General features: G+C 68.5%; 14 protein-coding genes. 11 read left to right on the top strand and 3 right to left on the bottom strand.

All coding sequences use genetic code 11. From position 1 onward, the window contains the following. Positions 1–199 precede the first annotated feature (199 nt). Positions 200–1,426: an MFS transporter gene (locus ACFVAV_RS28645; protein ID WP_379038642.1), complete on the top strand. Its 1,227-nt coding sequence runs from the start codon at positions 200–202 to the stop codon at positions 1,424–1,426. An 83-nt stretch (positions 1,427–1,509) separates the two neighbouring features. On the opposite strand, the gene ACFVAV_RS28640 is transcribed toward ACFVAV_RS28645, so the two are convergent. After that, positions 1,510–2,040, bottom strand: a complete 531-nt coding sequence (locus ACFVAV_RS28640) for an ester cyclase (protein WP_379038641.1) — start codon at positions 2,038–2,040, stop codon at positions 1,510–1,512. A 681-nt stretch (positions 2,041–2,721) separates the two neighbouring features. On the opposite strand from ACFVAV_RS28640, the gene ACFVAV_RS28635 reads away from it, so the two are divergent. Beyond that, positions 2,722–3,681 (top strand): hypothetical protein, encoded by a 960-nt coding sequence (locus tag ACFVAV_RS28635; protein ID WP_379038640.1) that lies wholly within the window; start codon positions 2,722–2,724, stop codon positions 3,679–3,681. A gap of 85 nt (positions 3,682–3,766) precedes the next feature. Further along, positions 3,767–4,348 (top strand): TetR/AcrR family transcriptional regulator, encoded by a 582-nt coding sequence (locus ACFVAV_RS28630; RefSeq protein ID WP_379038638.1) that lies wholly within the window; start codon positions 3,767–3,769, stop codon positions 4,346–4,348. Positions 4,349–4,411: 63 nt separating this feature from the next. Here ACFVAV_RS28630 and glpK (ACFVAV_RS28625) read toward each other — a convergent pair whose 3' ends face one another. Beyond that, positions 4,412–5,920: a glycerol kinase GlpK gene (gene glpK / locus ACFVAV_RS28625; RefSeq protein ID WP_379038637.1), complete on the bottom strand. Its 1,509-nt coding sequence runs from the start codon at positions 5,918–5,920 to the stop codon at positions 4,412–4,414. 121 nt (positions 5,921–6,041) lie between these two features. Then, positions 6,042–6,794: an IclR family transcriptional regulator gene (locus tag ACFVAV_RS28620; protein WP_379038636.1), complete on the bottom strand. Its 753-nt coding sequence runs from the start codon at positions 6,792–6,794 to the stop codon at positions 6,042–6,044. 147 nt (positions 6,795–6,941) lie between these two features. On the opposite strand from ACFVAV_RS28620, the gene glpK (ACFVAV_RS28615) reads away from it, so the two are divergent. The 8 genes from glpK (ACFVAV_RS28615) to ACFVAV_RS28580 all read left to right on the top strand — a co-directional run bounded on the left by glpK (ACFVAV_RS28615) (position 6,942) and on the right by ACFVAV_RS28580 (position 15,339). Then, positions 6,942–8,459, top strand: coding sequence for a glycerol kinase GlpK (gene glpK, locus ACFVAV_RS28615; RefSeq protein ID WP_379038635.1), 1,518 nt, complete (start codon positions 6,942–6,944; stop codon positions 8,457–8,459). 29 nt (positions 8,460–8,488) lie between these two features. Continuing rightward, positions 8,489–10,168, top strand: coding sequence for a glycerol-3-phosphate dehydrogenase/oxidase (locus ACFVAV_RS28610; RefSeq protein ID WP_379038634.1), 1,680 nt, complete (start codon positions 8,489–8,491; stop codon positions 10,166–10,168). A gap of 62 nt (positions 10,169–10,230) precedes the next feature. Continuing rightward, positions 10,231–10,869, top strand: a complete 639-nt coding sequence (locus ACFVAV_RS28605) for a TetR/AcrR family transcriptional regulator (RefSeq protein WP_379038633.1) — start codon at positions 10,231–10,233, stop codon at positions 10,867–10,869. A gap of 121 nt (positions 10,870–10,990) precedes the next feature. Continuing rightward, positions 10,991–11,740: an SDR family oxidoreductase gene (locus ACFVAV_RS28600; RefSeq protein WP_379038632.1), complete on the top strand. Its 750-nt coding sequence runs from the start codon at positions 10,991–10,993 to the stop codon at positions 11,738–11,740. A 134-nt stretch (positions 11,741–11,874) separates the two neighbouring features. Next, positions 11,875–13,092 carry a lipid-transfer protein gene (locus ACFVAV_RS28595; RefSeq protein WP_379038631.1) on the top strand — a complete coding sequence of 406 codons (1,218 nt, stop codon included), beginning with the start codon at positions 11,875–11,877 and terminating at the stop codon, positions 13,090–13,092. A 20-nt stretch (positions 13,093–13,112) separates the two neighbouring features. Next, positions 13,113–13,547: an SRPBCC family protein gene (locus tag ACFVAV_RS28590; protein WP_379038630.1), complete on the top strand. Its 435-nt coding sequence runs from the start codon at positions 13,113–13,115 to the stop codon at positions 13,545–13,547. A gap of 9 nt (positions 13,548–13,556) precedes the next feature. Further along, positions 13,557–14,432, top strand: a complete 876-nt coding sequence (locus ACFVAV_RS28585) for a MaoC/PaaZ C-terminal domain-containing protein (RefSeq protein ID WP_379038629.1) — start codon at positions 13,557–13,559, stop codon at positions 14,430–14,432. A gap of 25 nt (positions 14,433–14,457) precedes the next feature. After that, positions 14,458–15,339, top strand: a complete 882-nt coding sequence (locus ACFVAV_RS28580) for an SDR family oxidoreductase (protein ID WP_379038628.1) — start codon at positions 14,458–14,460, stop codon at positions 15,337–15,339. Positions 15,340–15,358 lie beyond the last annotated feature (19 nt).

Here is a 15,358-nt window from a genome sequence, read left to right as displayed (position 1 = left end):
GCTCTGGACTCTACCGAGCCGCGCGCCGGTAAGTTATATGAGGGGGTTTTTCGGCGACTAACCGCGTACCCCCCCCCGATCAGAGCGGGGCGCGAACCGCCCCCAAGGCCCGCCCCTTTTCTGTCGCCGGGACCGGGGGTGGGATAACTCACGCTCGCCCCAGGTAGCGATCGGGTATCGGGGCCCGTTGCATTGAGGCGTGACTTCTTTCCTCTCATCCGCCCCCGTTCTCGTCGAGACGCCACGCACGAGCTGGCATGTCCCGGCGATGCTCGCGCTGGCGCTGGGAGGGTTCGGCATCGGCACCACCGAGTTCGTGACGATGGGCCTGCTGCCCGATATCGCGGCGGACTTCGGCATCTCCGAGCCGACGGCCGGGCACGCGGTGTCGGCGTACGCGCTCGGCGTGGTCGTCGGCGCGCCGCTCATCGCCGCGCTGTGCGCCCGGGTACCGCGCAAGAAACTGCTCATCGCGTTGATGGCCGCGTTCACCGTCGGCAATGCCGCGACGGTGCTGGCCCCGACCTTCGGCACGCTCGTGGCGGCCCGGTTCGTCTCCGGGCTCCCGCACGGCGCCTACTTCGGTGTCGCCTCGCTGGCGGCGGCCACGCTCGCCCCGGTCGGGCAGCGGGCGAAGGCGGTGGCCGCGGTGATGCTCGGGCTGAGCGTGGCGAATGTGATCGGCGTGCCGGGCGCGACCTGGCTCGGTCAGCATCTGGGCTGGCGGGACGCCTATGTCGTCGTCGCCGTGATCGGCGTGGCGACGGTGGCCGCGCTGTGGCGGTTCGTGCCGAGCCTGACCGGGATGAAGGTCACCAACCCGATGACCGAACTCGGCGCGCTGCGGCGCCCGCAGGTGCTGCTCACCCTGGCAGTGGGCGCGATCGGCTTCGGCGGCATGTTCGCCGTCTACACCTACATCGCCACCACCATGACCGATGTCGCGGGCATGCCGATCGGCGCCGTCCCGATCGTGCTGGCCCTGTTCGGCCTCGGCATGATCGCGGGCAATATCCTCGGCGGCATCATGGCCGACCGTGGTGTCGACCGCTCGATCTTCTTCGCCATGATCGCGATGGTGGTCATCCTGGCCGGCTTCGTCCTGGCCGCCCACAACCCCATCACCGCCGGCATCGGCGCCTTCCTGGTCGGCGCATCCGGCGCTGCCCTGGCCCCCGGCCTGCAAACCCGCCTGATGGACGTGGCCGCCGACGCCCAGACCCTCGCCGCCGCCCTCAACCACGCCGCCCTCAATATCGCCAACGCCGCGGGTGCCTGGCTCGGGGGCCTCGTCATCGCCGCCGGCCTCGGCTACACCGCTCCCGCCCTGGTCGGCGCGCTACTGGCAGTCCTCGGCGTCCTGCTTTTCACTGTCACCGTGTGGGCTGCCCGCCGCAGCACGACGGGCACACCGAGCGCGAGCTGACCCCCGCACGCTCGGCAGCAATGCTGCCGGTCCTCGCGCGGGGCTGATGATCGTGCAAGCTGCCGTGAGGCAGCGGAGCACCGCTAGCGACGGCTGACGATGCCCACTACGCGTGTTTTGGCGTTGAAGGCGGCCTTCAACGCCTGATCCGCCAGCGATCCGTCCGGGGGCAGCAGCTTGATCTGGCGGGCGAACTCCATCTGGTCGTAGCGCACCGTGTTCGTGGCGACCTTCCGGTCCGCGAGAACGAAATGATCCATGCCCTCGAAGTCGATGCGCTGTCCGGTTCCGTCGATACCGACGAACGTGCCGGCATGCCGACCGGTCAGATGCCAGTGCACGAAGACATCATCACCGGACTCGGCGATCGCCACGATCTCGAGGTCGAGGTCGGCCACGGCGGCGAAGGTCTGCTCGAAGTAGGCGGCGATCTCGTCGGTGCCACGACATGTCCCGGTCGGGAAGTGCACAACGCTGTCGGCCGTCCACCAGGAATCCCGCAGGCTGTCGACATCCTTGGCATTGAGCCGCCCGAAGGCCCATCGGACGAGTTCCGCGTAGGAGCCGTCCCTCGGCGGAGCGATATAGGTCAGGGTGTGACTGGAATCGGTCATCTCAAACTCCCATGCACGTTGTGCGCGGCAAATTCGCCGGCGCGTCTCGGAAGCTGCCTTTGTCCATAGTGATCCCCTACACCGCCGACCGCACTAGTAGTCGACGTCCGGCTATCGAGTAGTCGGGTACGCGTGCGACGTGTACCGCAGCGGACAACACTTGTCACCTACCGGTTCGATACACCGGTGTCGCCCCGGGAAGCTCTGCCGAAGATCGTCAGCGGGAGGTCCGATGCGATCGACAAAACACGGCCGCGCCAAGGTCTCGCTGGGTGCGTACCTTCTCATGGGTGTGCTGTCACTGGCTCTGGTGCTGACAACAGCACTCGCTTCTGGGTGTGATCGATCGCCAGGAAAGCCTCCATCGTCCACTACGACGAGGCCCGCGCCGGCCTCATCCGTCGGGGACGAGGCCACGACATCGGAGCCGACGATGTGGTCCGCGCCGGCAACGGCCGAGGATGAGTCCACGCCAGCCGAGCAGACGACGTGGTCGGCGTCCCCAACCTTCGGCGGTCGGACACGGGTTCCAGGGCCCCAGCCGACTTCGGCAGGTCCGCTACCCGGTGGTCCGACGACGACCATGGTTCCAACGATGACGGTTCGCCCACCTGGAACGATCCCAACGACGCCGGCTCCGCCACCAGCCCCGGATCCTCGACTCGAAATGGGCCCTGCACAATGAGCGCGCCGTCTTCGCCGACACCGACGGTCGCCGTGGACAAGTGGATTGGCGTGGTCGCAGGCGTCGTCGCGCCCACGACGGTGATCACCGGATTGTGCTACTACTTCGGGTTCGTCTCCGCCCGGGCCTATTTCGCCTACTTCGGTATCGATACCGAGTCTTTCCAGTACTCGACGGCGGACTACGTCCTGCGCAGCGTGAGCGTGCTCTACCCGGCCCTCGTGATTGCGCTGGTTGTCGCCTGTGCGATGTTCGCGCTCCGCGCGTACGGGAGGCGAGCCCTTCGTAAGGTCGGGAGATCTCCTCTTGCGGATCGCGGCGGCTGGGCGGCGATGGTGACGGGGGCGATTCTGACCGCGCTGGCGGTGTTGGGAGTTGTTGCGCCCCGATATTCGGTGCTGCGCTCCACAACGCTGATTCCGGTGGCGCTGGCAGCGGGGGCATTGTTGATAGTGGCGGGATCCGAGGCTTTGGCGGCGCTCCGGTCGGGAGACACGCCGCGTTCCGCCACCCCAGCTCAGCGATCCATTTGGATGTTCGCCGGTGCGGCGATCGTGCTGGCGGCGTTCTGGCTGACGAACATTTTCGCCACCGAGTACGGCCGACAGCAGGCGCAGAACACCGCAGCCGATCTCTGGGACAGGGAAACCGTAGTGACGCTCGATACGACCGAGCCCCTGTTCGCCCCGTCGAACCTGGTCCTGGAATCTGCGCTCGGTATGCAACCAGGTCAGCGTTTTACCCATCGCTACGAGTGCTTTCGAACCCTCGTGGTCCGTCCTGACCGCTGGGTGCTCGTCCCCGCCCGGTGGACGGTGGAGAACGGCTATTCGCTGATCGTTCCGATCGACGACTCCTCGCGGATCAGCCTGACCAAGCTGGACGGGCTCTCCGACAACAAAGAGGCCATGAAATGGGAATCGCCATGGCAATGTCCCGAGATCGCTCCCCTCTGAAAGATGTCGGTGGTGGTTGTGGATGGCGGCTCGCGGGGTTGCATAGTTGACTGATCGGTCGACATAGCCTTGGTATGCTCGGAAAGTGGCGCGTACCAAGGAATTCGATCCCGATATTGTGCTGGACCGCGCGCTCGATCTTTTCTGGCAGCGCGGCTACGAGACGACCTCGATAGCGGATCTGATCGAGCATCTCGGGATCGCCAGGGGCTGTATCTACGCGACTTTCGGCAGCAAACACGAGCTCTTCATGAAGGCGCTGCAACGCCACCTGGAGATCGTCGACGCGCGGGTCACCGCGGAATTGGCCCGTCCGGGTCCCGCGCTGCCCGCGATCAGAGGGCTGATCGACCGGTTCGTGAACGAGTCCTGTGCGGAGAACCGATTCCTCGGTTGCCTGGTGACGACCGCCGCGGTCGAGCTCGCCGCCCGCGACGCCGACGTCGCCCGGCTGGTCGAATCCAGCTGGGCGCGCACGGAGACGGCGCTGTTCTCCGCGCTGTCTCGCGCCCGGGTGCAGGAGGAGCTGGCCCCCGACGCGGATACCCGCGCCATGGCCCGCTTTCTGCTCGTCTTCTTCCAGGGCGTCTGGGTACTCGAACGGGCACCCAATTCCGCCACCCGCCTGCGGGATGCGGGCCGGGTGGCCGCATCGATCCTGGGCTGAGTCCGGCGCGCACGCGGCACACGTCGCGCAGGCATTCGTGAACGATCGGTTTAGTTTGCGGGGCTACCGCTCGGCCGACGCACCGCCCGCGGGCCGCGCCCAGCCGACGCTGAGCTGCACCGCCCGCTGCCACCGCTCGTACTCCTCGTCGCGGACGGAGCGATCGGCCTGTGGCACCCACTGTGCCGCCACCCGCCAATTGCGCCGCAACCCTTGCAGATCCGGCCAGTACCCCACGGCCAGCCCGGCCGCGTAGGCCGCGCCGAGCGAGACCGTCTCGGTCACCAGCGGACGCATCACCGGCACGCCGAGCACATCGGCGATGATCTGCATGAGCAGATTGTTCGCCGCCATCCCGCCCGCGACGCGCAGCGACTGTGCCCGCAGCCCGGCATCGGCGTTCATGGCCTCGACGACATCGCGGGTCTGCCAGGCGGTGGCCTCCAGTACGGCGCGGGCCAGGTGGCCCTTGGTGACATACGAGGTCAGCCCGATCAGCAGCCCGCGGGCGTCGCTGCGCCAATGCGGCGCGTAGAGCCCGGAGAACGCGGGGACCAGGTAGCAGCCGCCGTTGTCGTCGACGGTGTCGGCGAGGGTTTCGATTTCGGGCGCGGTGGCGATCAGGCCGACGATGTCGCGCAGCCACTGCACCAGAGAACCGGTGACCGCGATCGGCCCTTCCAGCGCGTACACCGGATCGGAGCCGACCTGGTAACCGATGGTGGTGAGCAGTCCGTGTTCGGACCGGATCAGGTCGGCGCCGGTGTTCATCATCAGGAATCCACCGGTGCCGTAGGTGCATTCGGTCTCGCCGGGCGCGAAACAGGTCTGGCCGAACAGAGCAGCGTGCTGGTCGCCGAGAGCAGCGCCGATCCGGACGCCGGGTGCGACCGTGCGTGCGGTCCCGAAATCACCGGTCGAGGGTTCGATGCGGGGGAGCATCGCGCGCGGAATATCGAAGAACCGCAACAGTTCCTCGTCCCACTGCCGGGTGGCCAGGTTCATCAGCAGGGTGCGGCCCGCATTGGTGACATCGGTGACATGGATGCCGGTGAGATTCCAGATCAGCCAGGACTCCATGGTCCCGAACAGCACCTCGCCGCGTTCGGCGCGCGCATGCAACCCGTCGACGTGGTCGAGCAGCCAGCGCAGTCGCGGGGCGGCGAAGTAGGTGGCCAGCGGCAACCCGCTCAGCTCCGTGATCCGGTGCGCGCCAGGCGCTTTCCGCAAACGCTCGACGAGCTCCTCGGTGCGGATGTCCTGCCAGACGATGGCGGGCCGCACCGGCACCCCGGTCTCGCGATCCCACACCACGGTGGTCTCGCGCTGATTGGCGATCCCGATCGCCGCCACCTGCCCGGCGGTGATCCCCGCGTCCCGCAGCGCGGCGGGCACGATCCGCTCGACGGTCCGCCAGATCTCCATCGCATCCTGCTCCACCCAGCCCGAGCGCGGATAGCGCTGGCGGTGCGTGCGCTGAGCCAAGCCCGCCAGCCGCGCGTGCCGGTCGAAGACGATGCAGCGGCTCGACGTAGTCCCCTGATCGATGGCGAGCACATAGCGTTGCGTCATCGGTGTCTGCTCTCGTCCGTGCTGATCGCTGTGAGATGAGCCCCGGCGGGTTGCTCAGCCGGCGCGTGGGTGGCGAACGTCGCTGAGGCAGAGTCGGGTGGCGTCACCGCTGTCACGTCGTTCATTGCGCAGCCCTGAGATCGCGGTGTACGGCCTGAGCGGCGGCACGCACCTGCTCGACCGCGGCGGTCCTGAGCTGTAACCGGTTGTCGCACAACCGGTCCATCGGACCCGTGACGCCGATGGCTGCCACCACCAGCCCGCCTCGAGCGCGGATGGGTGCGGCGATACCCGCCTCGCCGGTCCGGTACTCCTCGACCTCGCTCGCCCAGCCGGTTCGGCGGATCTCGGCGATCGCCCGGTCCAGCGCTGTCCGCTCAACGATAGTGCGGCGCGTGAAAGCTTGCAGCGCAGCTAGATTCGACGCCGCGTCATAGGCGAGCAGCACCTTGCCCAGCGCGGTCGCATGCGGAGGCAGCACCTCGCCGACGGCGAGCACCTGCTCGGTGTTGTCGGGCCGGAAGACATGGTGGATCACCGTGATCCCGGCGTCCCGCGCGACCGCGATACGTACCGATTCCCCGGTGCGCGACGCGAGCGCATCGGCCCGGTGGATAGCGCGCGAGCGCAGCTCGTTGACGTCGAGATGGTCGGTGCCGAGTTCGCCCAGCGCACGCCCGAGCAGATACCTGCCCGTCGCCGGGTCCTGCTCGACGAAGCCCACCCCGAGCAGGGTGCGCAGGATGCCGTGCGCGGTGGGTTTGGCCAGGTCGAGCGCGGCGGCGATCTCGCCTACCGCCATCGGCCCCGGTCCACGGGCGAGCAGACGCAGCACCGCTGCGGCGCGTTCGATCGACTGGATCGGTCCGGGCACGATCCGAATCTATCAGCCCCAGCGTTCAGCATTGTCGAACGGCTGCCGTGGCGTCCGGGTTGTCCCGTTTCTAGCGTGGAGCTCGGGCCCGGCGGTGACCGTGCGCCTGGTGGACGGACTCGATGGCGAGTCCTCGAAAGGACCGCGATGAACCGGTATGTGGGTGCGATCGATCAGGGCACGACCTCGACGCGCTTCATGGTCTTCGATCACGCAGGCGCCGTCGTCGCCCGGCATCAGCTCGAACACGAGCAGATCATGCCGCGGGCGGGCTGGGTCGAACACAATCCGGACGAGATCTGGGAACGCACGCGCACTGTCGTCAAGACCGCGCTCGCGACGGCCGATCTCACCGCCGCCGATCTGGCGGCGATCGGCGTCACCAATCAGCGCGAGACCACGATCGTGTGGAACCGCCACACCGGCCGCCCGTACTACAACGCGATCGTCTGGCAGGACACCCGCACCGATCGCATCATCGCCGCAGTCGAGGCGGCCGGGCACAGCGAGCTCATCCGCGAGAAGACCGGACTCCCGCCCGCCCCCTACTTCTCCGGCGGCAAGCTGCGCTGGATCCTCGACAATGTCGAGGGCGTGCGCGCCGACGCCGAACGCGGTGACGCCCTGTTCGGCACGCTCGACACCTGGTTGATCTGGAATCTCACCGGCGGCATCCGCGGCGGCGTGCACGTCACCGATCCCACCAACGCCTCGCGCACCATGCTGATGGACCTGGAGACGCTGCGCTGGGACGACGAACTCCTGCGCGTCTTCGATATCCCGCGCGCCATGCTGCCCGCCATCGCCCCGTCGTCGAACCCGGCCGGTTTCGGCACCACCAATCCCGACGGCCCGTTCAAGGGCGCGGTGCCGATCGCGGGCGTCCTCGGTGACCAGCAGGCCGCCGGTGTCGGCCAGGTCTGCTTCCAGCCGGGCGAGGCCAAGAACACCTACGGCACCGGCAATTTCCTGATGCTCAACACCGGCGCCGACATCGTGCGCTCGACGCACGGCCTGATCACCACCGTCGCGTACCAGTTCGGCGAGGACAAGCCGGTCTACGCGCTGGAGGGTTCGATCGCGGTCACCGGCTCGGCCGTGCAGTGGCTGCGCGATCAGCTCGGCATCATCGCGGGCGCCGCGCAGATCGAGGACCTGGCCGACCAGGTCGCCGACTCCGGCGGTGTGTATTTCGTGCCCGCGTTCTCCGGTCTGTTCGCGCCCTATTGGCGACCCGACGCGCGCGGCGCGGTCGTCGGCCTGTCGCGCTACAGCAACAATGCCCACTTGGCCAGGGCGACACTGGAATCCATCGCGTACCAGACCCGCGACGTGGTCGAGGCCATGCAGCGCGACTCCGGCGTGCGGCTGGCGACGCTGCGGGTCGACGGCGGCGTGACCATGAACAAGCTGGCCATGCAGATCCAGGCCGACCTGCTCGGCGTCCCGGTCTCGCGCCCGGTCGTCGCCGAGACCACCGCCCTCGGCGCCGCCTACGCGGCAGGCCTGGCGGTCGGCGTCTGGGATTCCACCGACGAACTGCTCGCGAACTGGCACGAAGACGTCCGCTGGTTCCCGACCTGGTCCGACGAGCAGCGCGAACGCGGCTATGCCCGCTGGCTCAAGGCCGTCGAACGCACCCTCGACTGGGCCGAAATCGACTGATGAACGATCACCACAACAAGGAGCAAGTCGTGTCCGTTCCCCTGGACTCCACCTACCGCGCCAAGGCGATCGCGGCGCTCGGCGACAGCGAGATCGACGTGCTGGTGATCGGCGGCGGCGTCACCGGCGCCGGTGCCGCGCTCGATGCCGCCTCGCGCGGACTGTCGGTGACCCTCGTGGAGGCCCGCGATTTCGCCGCGGGCACTTCGAGCCGCTCGTCCAAGCTCATCCACGGTGGGCTGCGCTACCTGGAGCAGATGGACTTCGCGCTGGTGCGCGAAGCGCTGAAAGAGCGTGGGCTGCTGCTGAATACGCTCGCCCCGCATCTGGTGCACCCGGTGCCGTTCCTGTTCCCGTTGCAGCACCGTGTCTGGGAGCGCGCCTACATCGGCGCAGGCATCGCCCTCTACGACACCCTCGGCGGCGCGCGGACGGTGCCCATGCACAAGCACCTGACCCGAACCGGCGCACTGGAACTCGCGCCCGCGCTGCGGTCCGACGCGATGACCGGCGCCATCCGCTACTACGACGCCCAGGTCGACGACGCCCGCCACACCATGATGATCGCCAGGACCGCCGCCGATCGCGGCGCGACCGTGCTGACCCGCACCAAGGTCACCGGACTCGTCCGCGACGGCGAGCAGGTCGTCGGCGCGCAGGTGGTCGACCTGGAAACCGGTGCTACCCACACGATCCGGGCCCGCAGCGTGATCAGCGCGACCGGCGTGTGGACCGACGACATGATCAAGATGACCGGCGTCGACTTCCCGTTCCACGTCCAGATGTCGAAGGGCGTGCACATCCTGGTGCCGCGCGACCGGCTCGACCTGCACACCGGCCTGATCATGCGCACGGAGAAGTCGGTGCTGTTCGTGATCCCGTGGGCCGAGCACTGGATCATCGGCACCACCGACACCGCGTGGTCGCTGGACAAGAACCACCCCACGGCCACCGCCGCCGACGTGCAGTACATCCTCGACCACGTCAACGCGGTGCTGCGGGAGCCGCTGACCAGGGCCGACATCGTCGGCACCTACGCCGGGCTGCGCCCGCTGATGACGGGTGCGACGAAGGAGACCGCCAAGCTCTCGCGCGAGCACGCCGTCGCCGAGCCCGCGCCCGGCCTGTTCGTCATCGCGGGCGGCAAGTACACCACCTACCGGGTGATGGCCGCCGACGTGGTCGACGCCGTCACCGCCCGCCTCGGCGGCGACATCCCCGCCTCGGCGACCGCGCAGCTCCCGATCGCGGGCGCGGAGGGCTACCGGGAAATGCTGGCCGAGGCCGCCGAACTGGCCGCCACGGTGGGTCTGCCGGTCGACGTCGTCGAACACCTGCTCGGCCGCTACGGCGCGCTGGCCACCGACATCTTCGACCTCGTCAGCGCCGATCCCGCACTGCGCCTGCCGATTCCGGGCGCGCCGGACTACCTGGCCGCCGAGGCCGTCTACGCGGTCACCCACGAGGGCGCGCTGCACCTCGACGACCTGCTCACCCGCCGCACCCGCATCTCGATCGAGGTCCCCGATCGTGGCCTCGCCGCCGCGCCGGAGATCGCCCGCCTGATCGCGCCGCTGCTCGGCTGGGACGACGAGACCGCCAACGCCGAGATCAACCGCTACTACGACCGGGTGCACGCCGAACTCGCCGCCAACGAGGCGAGCGACGACGAGTCGGCCAACACCGCCCGGCTGGTCGCGGCACGCTGACCCGGCTGGTCACCGGCCGACCGCTTACCTTCAGGTCTGTATGTAAGAGGTACGATCGGCCGATGACCAGCACCGCAGCCGATAAACCGCCGCGGCGTACCCAGGAGCAGCGCAGCAGCGAGATGCGCACGCGCCTGCTCGACGCGACCATCGACTGCCTGGTCGAATACGGATACGCGGGCACGACGACGCCGCGGGTCGCCGAACTCGCCGGCGTCACCCGCGGCGCGCAGGTGCACCACTTCGGCTCCAAACACGATCTGGTCGTCGCCGCGATCAATCATCTGGCCGAGCGGCGGGTGGCGGCCGCGATGAGCGAGATGACGCAGGTCAGGGTGGGTGACGATCCGGTCGGTGCCGCGCTCGAGTTCCTGTGGGACCTGCATCAGGGGCCGCTGTTCATCGCGACGGTGGAGCTGTGGGTGGCGGGCCGGACCGATCCGGTGCTGGCCGCCGCCATGGAGGAGGTCGAACCGCTGGTCAACACGGCGGTACTGCGGGCTGTGGCCGAACTGGTCCCGGATGATCTGCGCCGCAAGGGTGCCCGCGATTTCACCTACACCGCGATGGACGCGCTGCGCGGCATCCTGGTCGCCAATTTCGTCGTTCCCGACCAGGAACGCGCACACCGCCGCTGGCATCGCGCCGTGGTGGATCTGCGTTCCGCGGCCACCGCCGTGATCGCCGCCGGTCCCCACTGATCGTGGGCGCCGCGACTCGGCAGTGATCGGTTCCGGCGGGGCGGCGGGCGCCGGATGACTAGCGTGGGCCCATGGAATCGCACATCGAGCCTTCGTTGGCACCAGTACCGGCGGTCGTGTCGTGAGCCGGGGCACCATCGTGATCACCGGCGCCAGCTCCGGCCTCGGCGCGGAGATGGCCCGCCAGTTCGCCGCTCTCGGTTATGACCTCGGTCTGTGCGCGCGCCGCACCGAACGGCTCGAGGAACTGCGCGCGGAGATCCTGGCCGCGCATCCCGACCGTGTCGTCTCGGTCCGACAGCTCGACGTCACCGATGACGCCGCCGTGTTCACCGTCTTCGACGAGTTCGCGGCCGAATTCGGCGCCGTCGACCGCGTGGTGGTGAACGCGGGCCTCGGCAAGGGCGCGCCACTGGGCACCGGCCGGCACGACGCCAATCGCGAGACGGCGATGGTGAATTTCCTTGCCGCACTGGCCCAGACCGAGGCCGCGATGAAGATCTTCCGCGCCCAGGGCAAGGGCCACCTGGTGATGATCTCCTCGATCTCCGGCCTGCGCGGCATGCCCAAGACGCTGACCACCTACGCCGCCACCAAGGCGGGAGTCGCGGCACTCGCTGAAGGTCTGCGCGCGGAAGCCGTTCCCGGCGTTGACGTCTCGGTGATCTACCCCGGCTACATCCGCTCGGAGATGAACGACCGGATCAAGCACGAGCCGAAGCTCATGGTCGACACCGAAACCGGCGTCCGCTCCATGGTCGCCGCCATCGAGAAGCGCCGCGCCAAGGCTTACGTGCCGGACTGGCCGTGGGTCCCGATCGGTTTCGCCCTGCGTACCCTCCCCCTCCCACTGGTCCGCAAACTCCTCTGACGACAAGACCCGGCGCCGCCACGACTTCGGGAAGGGCTGTCGCGCGGCTCGATGGTGACCCGAGTCACTGAATCCCATTGTGAAGATACATGCAGGGCTGTATGTTTATGGCCAAGCGTGAGGATGGGAGTTCAATGGCGAACAAGGTCTACGTGGTCGGCGTCGGGATGACGAAGTTCGAGAAGCCGGGCCGCAAGCAGGTCGAGGAGGCCGACGGGACCACCCGGGCCTGGGATTATCCGGACATGGCCCGCGAGGCGGGGACCAAGGCGCTGGCCGACGCGGGCATCGACTACCGCGAGGTGGAACAGGCCTACGTCGGCTACGTCTACGGCGAGTCGACCTCGGGGCAGCGCGCGGTCTACGAGCTGGGCATGACCGGCATCCCGGTGGTCAACGTCAACAACAACTGCTCCACCGGATCCACCGCGCTCTACCTCGCGGCACAGGCGATCCGGGGCGGGCTGGCCGAGTGCACGCTGGCGCTGGGCTTCGAGAAGATGCAGCCGGGCTCGCTCGGCTCCACCTGGGACGACCGCGAGCAGCCGATGGGCAAGCACGTGATGGCGCTCGCGGAGATCTCCGAGGTGCTTTTCCCGGTGGCGCCGTGGATGTTCGGCGCGGCCGGACGTGAGCACATGAAGCTCTACGGCACCACCGCCGAGCACTTCGCCAAGATCGGCCACAAGAACCACAAGCACTCGGTGAACAACCCGTATTCGCAGTTCCAGGACGAGTATTCGCTCGACGACATCCTGGGCTCACGGATGATCTACGACCCGCTCACCAAGCTGCAGTGCTCGCCGACCTCCGACGGCTCCGGCGCGGCGATCCTGGCGAGCGAGGCGTTCGTCGACCGGCACGACCTGTCCGCCCAGGCGGTCGAGATCGTCGGGCAGGCGATGACCACCGACTTCGCCTCGACCTTCGACGGCACGGCCAAGAACCTCATCGGCTACGACATGAATGTCGTTGCCGCGCACATGGTCTACGAGCAGGCCGGGCTCGGCGCCGAGGACTTCCAGGTGATCGAGCTGCACGACTGCTTCTCCGCCAACGAACTGCTGCTCTACGAGGCGCTGGGCCTGTGCGGCGAGGGCGAGGCCGGGAAGCTGATCGACGCGGGCCAGACCACCTATGGCGGCAAGTGGGTGGTCAACCCGTCGGGCGGCCTGATCTCCAAGGGGCATCCGCTCGGCGCGACCGGCCTGGCCCAGTGCTCCGAGCTCACCTGGCAGCTGCGCGGCACCGCGGGCAAACGCCAGGTCGACGACGTCACCGCTGCCCTGCAGCACAACATCGGCCTCGGCGGCGCCGCCGTGGTCACCGCCTACCAGCGCGCGGTGCGCTGACCCGAACGAGGAGTACCGCCATGGGACATATCGAAGCCACCAAGACCGTCACCGCCACTCCCGAAGCGCTGTGGGCCGTCGTCTCGGACCCGCAGACCTGGGACAAGTGGTTCACCATCCACGAGAAGTTCATGGAGGAACCGCCCGCCGTGCTGGTCGCGGGCGCCGGGCTGGTCGCCAAGATCGTCATGCTCGGCATGGCGAACAAGATGGAATGGACGGTGCAGGCCGTCGAGGTGCCGAACCGGCTGACCCTCACCGGAGCCGGAATGGCCGGTGTGCGTACCGAATTCACCTTCGACATCAAGCCCGAGGGGTCCGGGAGCGTCATCCTGGTGTCCGGCGACTTCGAAGGCGCGCTGATCAAGGGCGCGCTGGGCAAGGCCGTGGAGAAGGACGGCCGCACCCAGCTGGACAAATCCCTCGACCAGCTCGATGCGCTGGCCTCGGCGTAGGGCGCCCGGATGACAGCGCAGGCATCGGGCCGCGTCGTCGAATTCGACGACGCGGGCCTGGAAAAATGGAGTGACGCTGAACAGTTCGCGGTCACGGCGGGCCGGATCGCGGAATACGCCGCGGCGACCAATGATCCGATCGAGGCACACCGCAACGGCGCCATCGCCCCGCCGGTGTTCGCCATCGTCCCGGTGTTCGAAGCCATGATGATGCCCGTCATCGACGTGGCGCCGATGGACATCTTCGGCCGGGTCGTGCACGGCGAGCAGGACTTCCACTTCCACCGGCCGATCCGGCCCGGCGAGGACCTGGTCTCGCGGGCCAAGGCGGTCGGTTACACGAGCAAGTCCACCGGAACCACCATCACCATCCTGGTCGACTGCCGCGACGCCGCAGGCGAACTGGTGAACGAGCAGTACCTCACCGCCTTCTTCCGCAATATCGACGCGGGCAAGTCGGTGGGGGAGCAGGCGCCGTCGCACCGGTTCGACGAGAGCTTGCGGGCGAGCGCGCCGTTGGTGGTCGTCGATCATCACGTCGACGACGACCAGACCTTCCGGTACTCGCCCGCCTCGGGCGATCCGGTGCCGCTGCACCTCGACGAGCAGGTCGCCAAGGACGCCGGACTGCCCGGCATCATCGCGCACGGCCTGTGCACCATGGCCATGGCCTCCTGGGGCGTGCTCACCGCGACCGCGGGGTCGGATGTGCACCGGCTGCGGCGCTTCGCGGTGCGCTTCGCCAAGCTCGTGTTCCCCGGTGACGACCTGCAGACCCGGATCTGGCCGGTCACCAGCGCCGACGGCGTCACCACCTACGCGTTCGAGACGGTGCGCGGCGAGGATGTCGTGCTCAGCGACGGCCTCGCCGTGATCGCGGACTGAACCCCCTCACATACAGGAGTCACCCATGAGTTCCCTGGCAGGCAAGGTCGCCGTGATCACCGGCGCGGGCCGCGGCATCGGCCGTGAGCACGCGCTGTTGTTCGCGCGGGAAGGCGCGAAGGTCGTCGTCAACGACCTCGGCGGCAGTAATGCCGGCGAAGGCGCTGACGTCGGTCCGGCGCAGCAGGTCGCCGACGAGATCCGGGCCGCGGGCGGCGACGCGGTCGCCAATACCGACAACATCGCGACCTGGGACGGCGCGCAGAACCTGATTGCCCAGGCGGTCGCGGAGTTCGGTGGGCTCGACATCGTGGTCAACAACGCGGGCATCCTGCGCGATGTCTTCGTCGCCGCGATGGACGAATCCCAGTGGGACGCGGTGATCGCCGTGCACCTCAAAGGGCACGCGGCCGTGCTGCACCACGCCGCCGCCTACTGGAAGGCGCAGAGCAAGGCGGGCAATCAGCCCAATGCGGCCGTCATCAACACCGCGTCGGCATCGGGTGTCACCCTGCCCAATGCGGGCCAGGCCAACTACGGCGCGGCCAAGGCGGGGATCGCCGCGCTCACCCAGGTCGCGGCCGAGGAACTGGGCCGCTACGGCGTGCGGGTCAACGCGATCGCGCCGATCGCCCGCACCCGGCTCACCCTGGCCACCCCCGGCATGGGCGAGATGTTCGCCGCCGAGGCCGCCGCGGCCGCGGAATCCGGCGGGTTCGACGCCTTCAGCCCGGCGAATATCTCGCCGCTGGTCGCCTACCTGGCCTCGGACAAGTGCCCCATCACCGGCAAGGTGTTCGCGGTGCAAGGCGGGGCGATCTCCGAGCTGGCCGGCTGGCACGACGTGAAGACCATCGAGACCGAAGGGCCGTGGGCGATCGACGACATCGCCGTGCGGCTGCCCTGACCGGCGAGCGCCAGGAGAC

It is taken from the genome of Nocardia sp. NPDC057663, from assembly GCF_042799895.1.
GTDB lineage: Bacteria > Actinomycetota > Actinomycetes > Mycobacteriales > Mycobacteriaceae > Nocardia.
Note: the sequence above shows the minus strand (reverse complement) of the source record. Positions and strands in the feature narration are given on the sequence as shown.

Coding starts and splice junctions, on each gene's coding strand:
- ACFVAV_RS28640 (WP_379038641.1), bottom strand. CDS start 2,040: ATGACCGATTCCAGTCACACCCTGACCTATATCGCTCCGCCGAGGGAC.
- ACFVAV_RS28635 (WP_379038640.1), top strand. CDS start 2,722: ATGAGCGCGCCGTCTTCGCCGACACCGACGGTCGCCGTGGACAAGTGG.
- glpK (WP_379038637.1), bottom strand. CDS start 5,920: ATGACGCAACGCTATGTGCTCGCCATCGATCAGGGGACTACGTCGAGC.
- glpK (WP_379038635.1), top strand. CDS start 6,942: ATGAACCGGTATGTGGGTGCGATCGATCAGGGCACGACCTCGACGCGC.
- ACFVAV_RS28605 (WP_379038633.1), top strand. CDS start 10,231: ATGACCAGCACCGCAGCCGATAAACCGCCGCGGCGTACCCAGGAGCAG.
- ACFVAV_RS28595 (WP_379038631.1), top strand. CDS start 11,875: ATGGCGAACAAGGTCTACGTGGTCGGCGTCGGGATGACGAAGTTCGAG.
- ACFVAV_RS28590 (WP_379038630.1), top strand. CDS start 13,113: ATGGGACATATCGAAGCCACCAAGACCGTCACCGCCACTCCCGAAGCG.
- ACFVAV_RS28585 (WP_379038629.1), top strand. CDS start 13,557: ATGACAGCGCAGGCATCGGGCCGCGTCGTCGAATTCGACGACGCGGGC.
- ACFVAV_RS28580 (WP_379038628.1), top strand. CDS start 14,458: ATGAGTTCCCTGGCAGGCAAGGTCGCCGTGATCACCGGCGCGGGCCGC.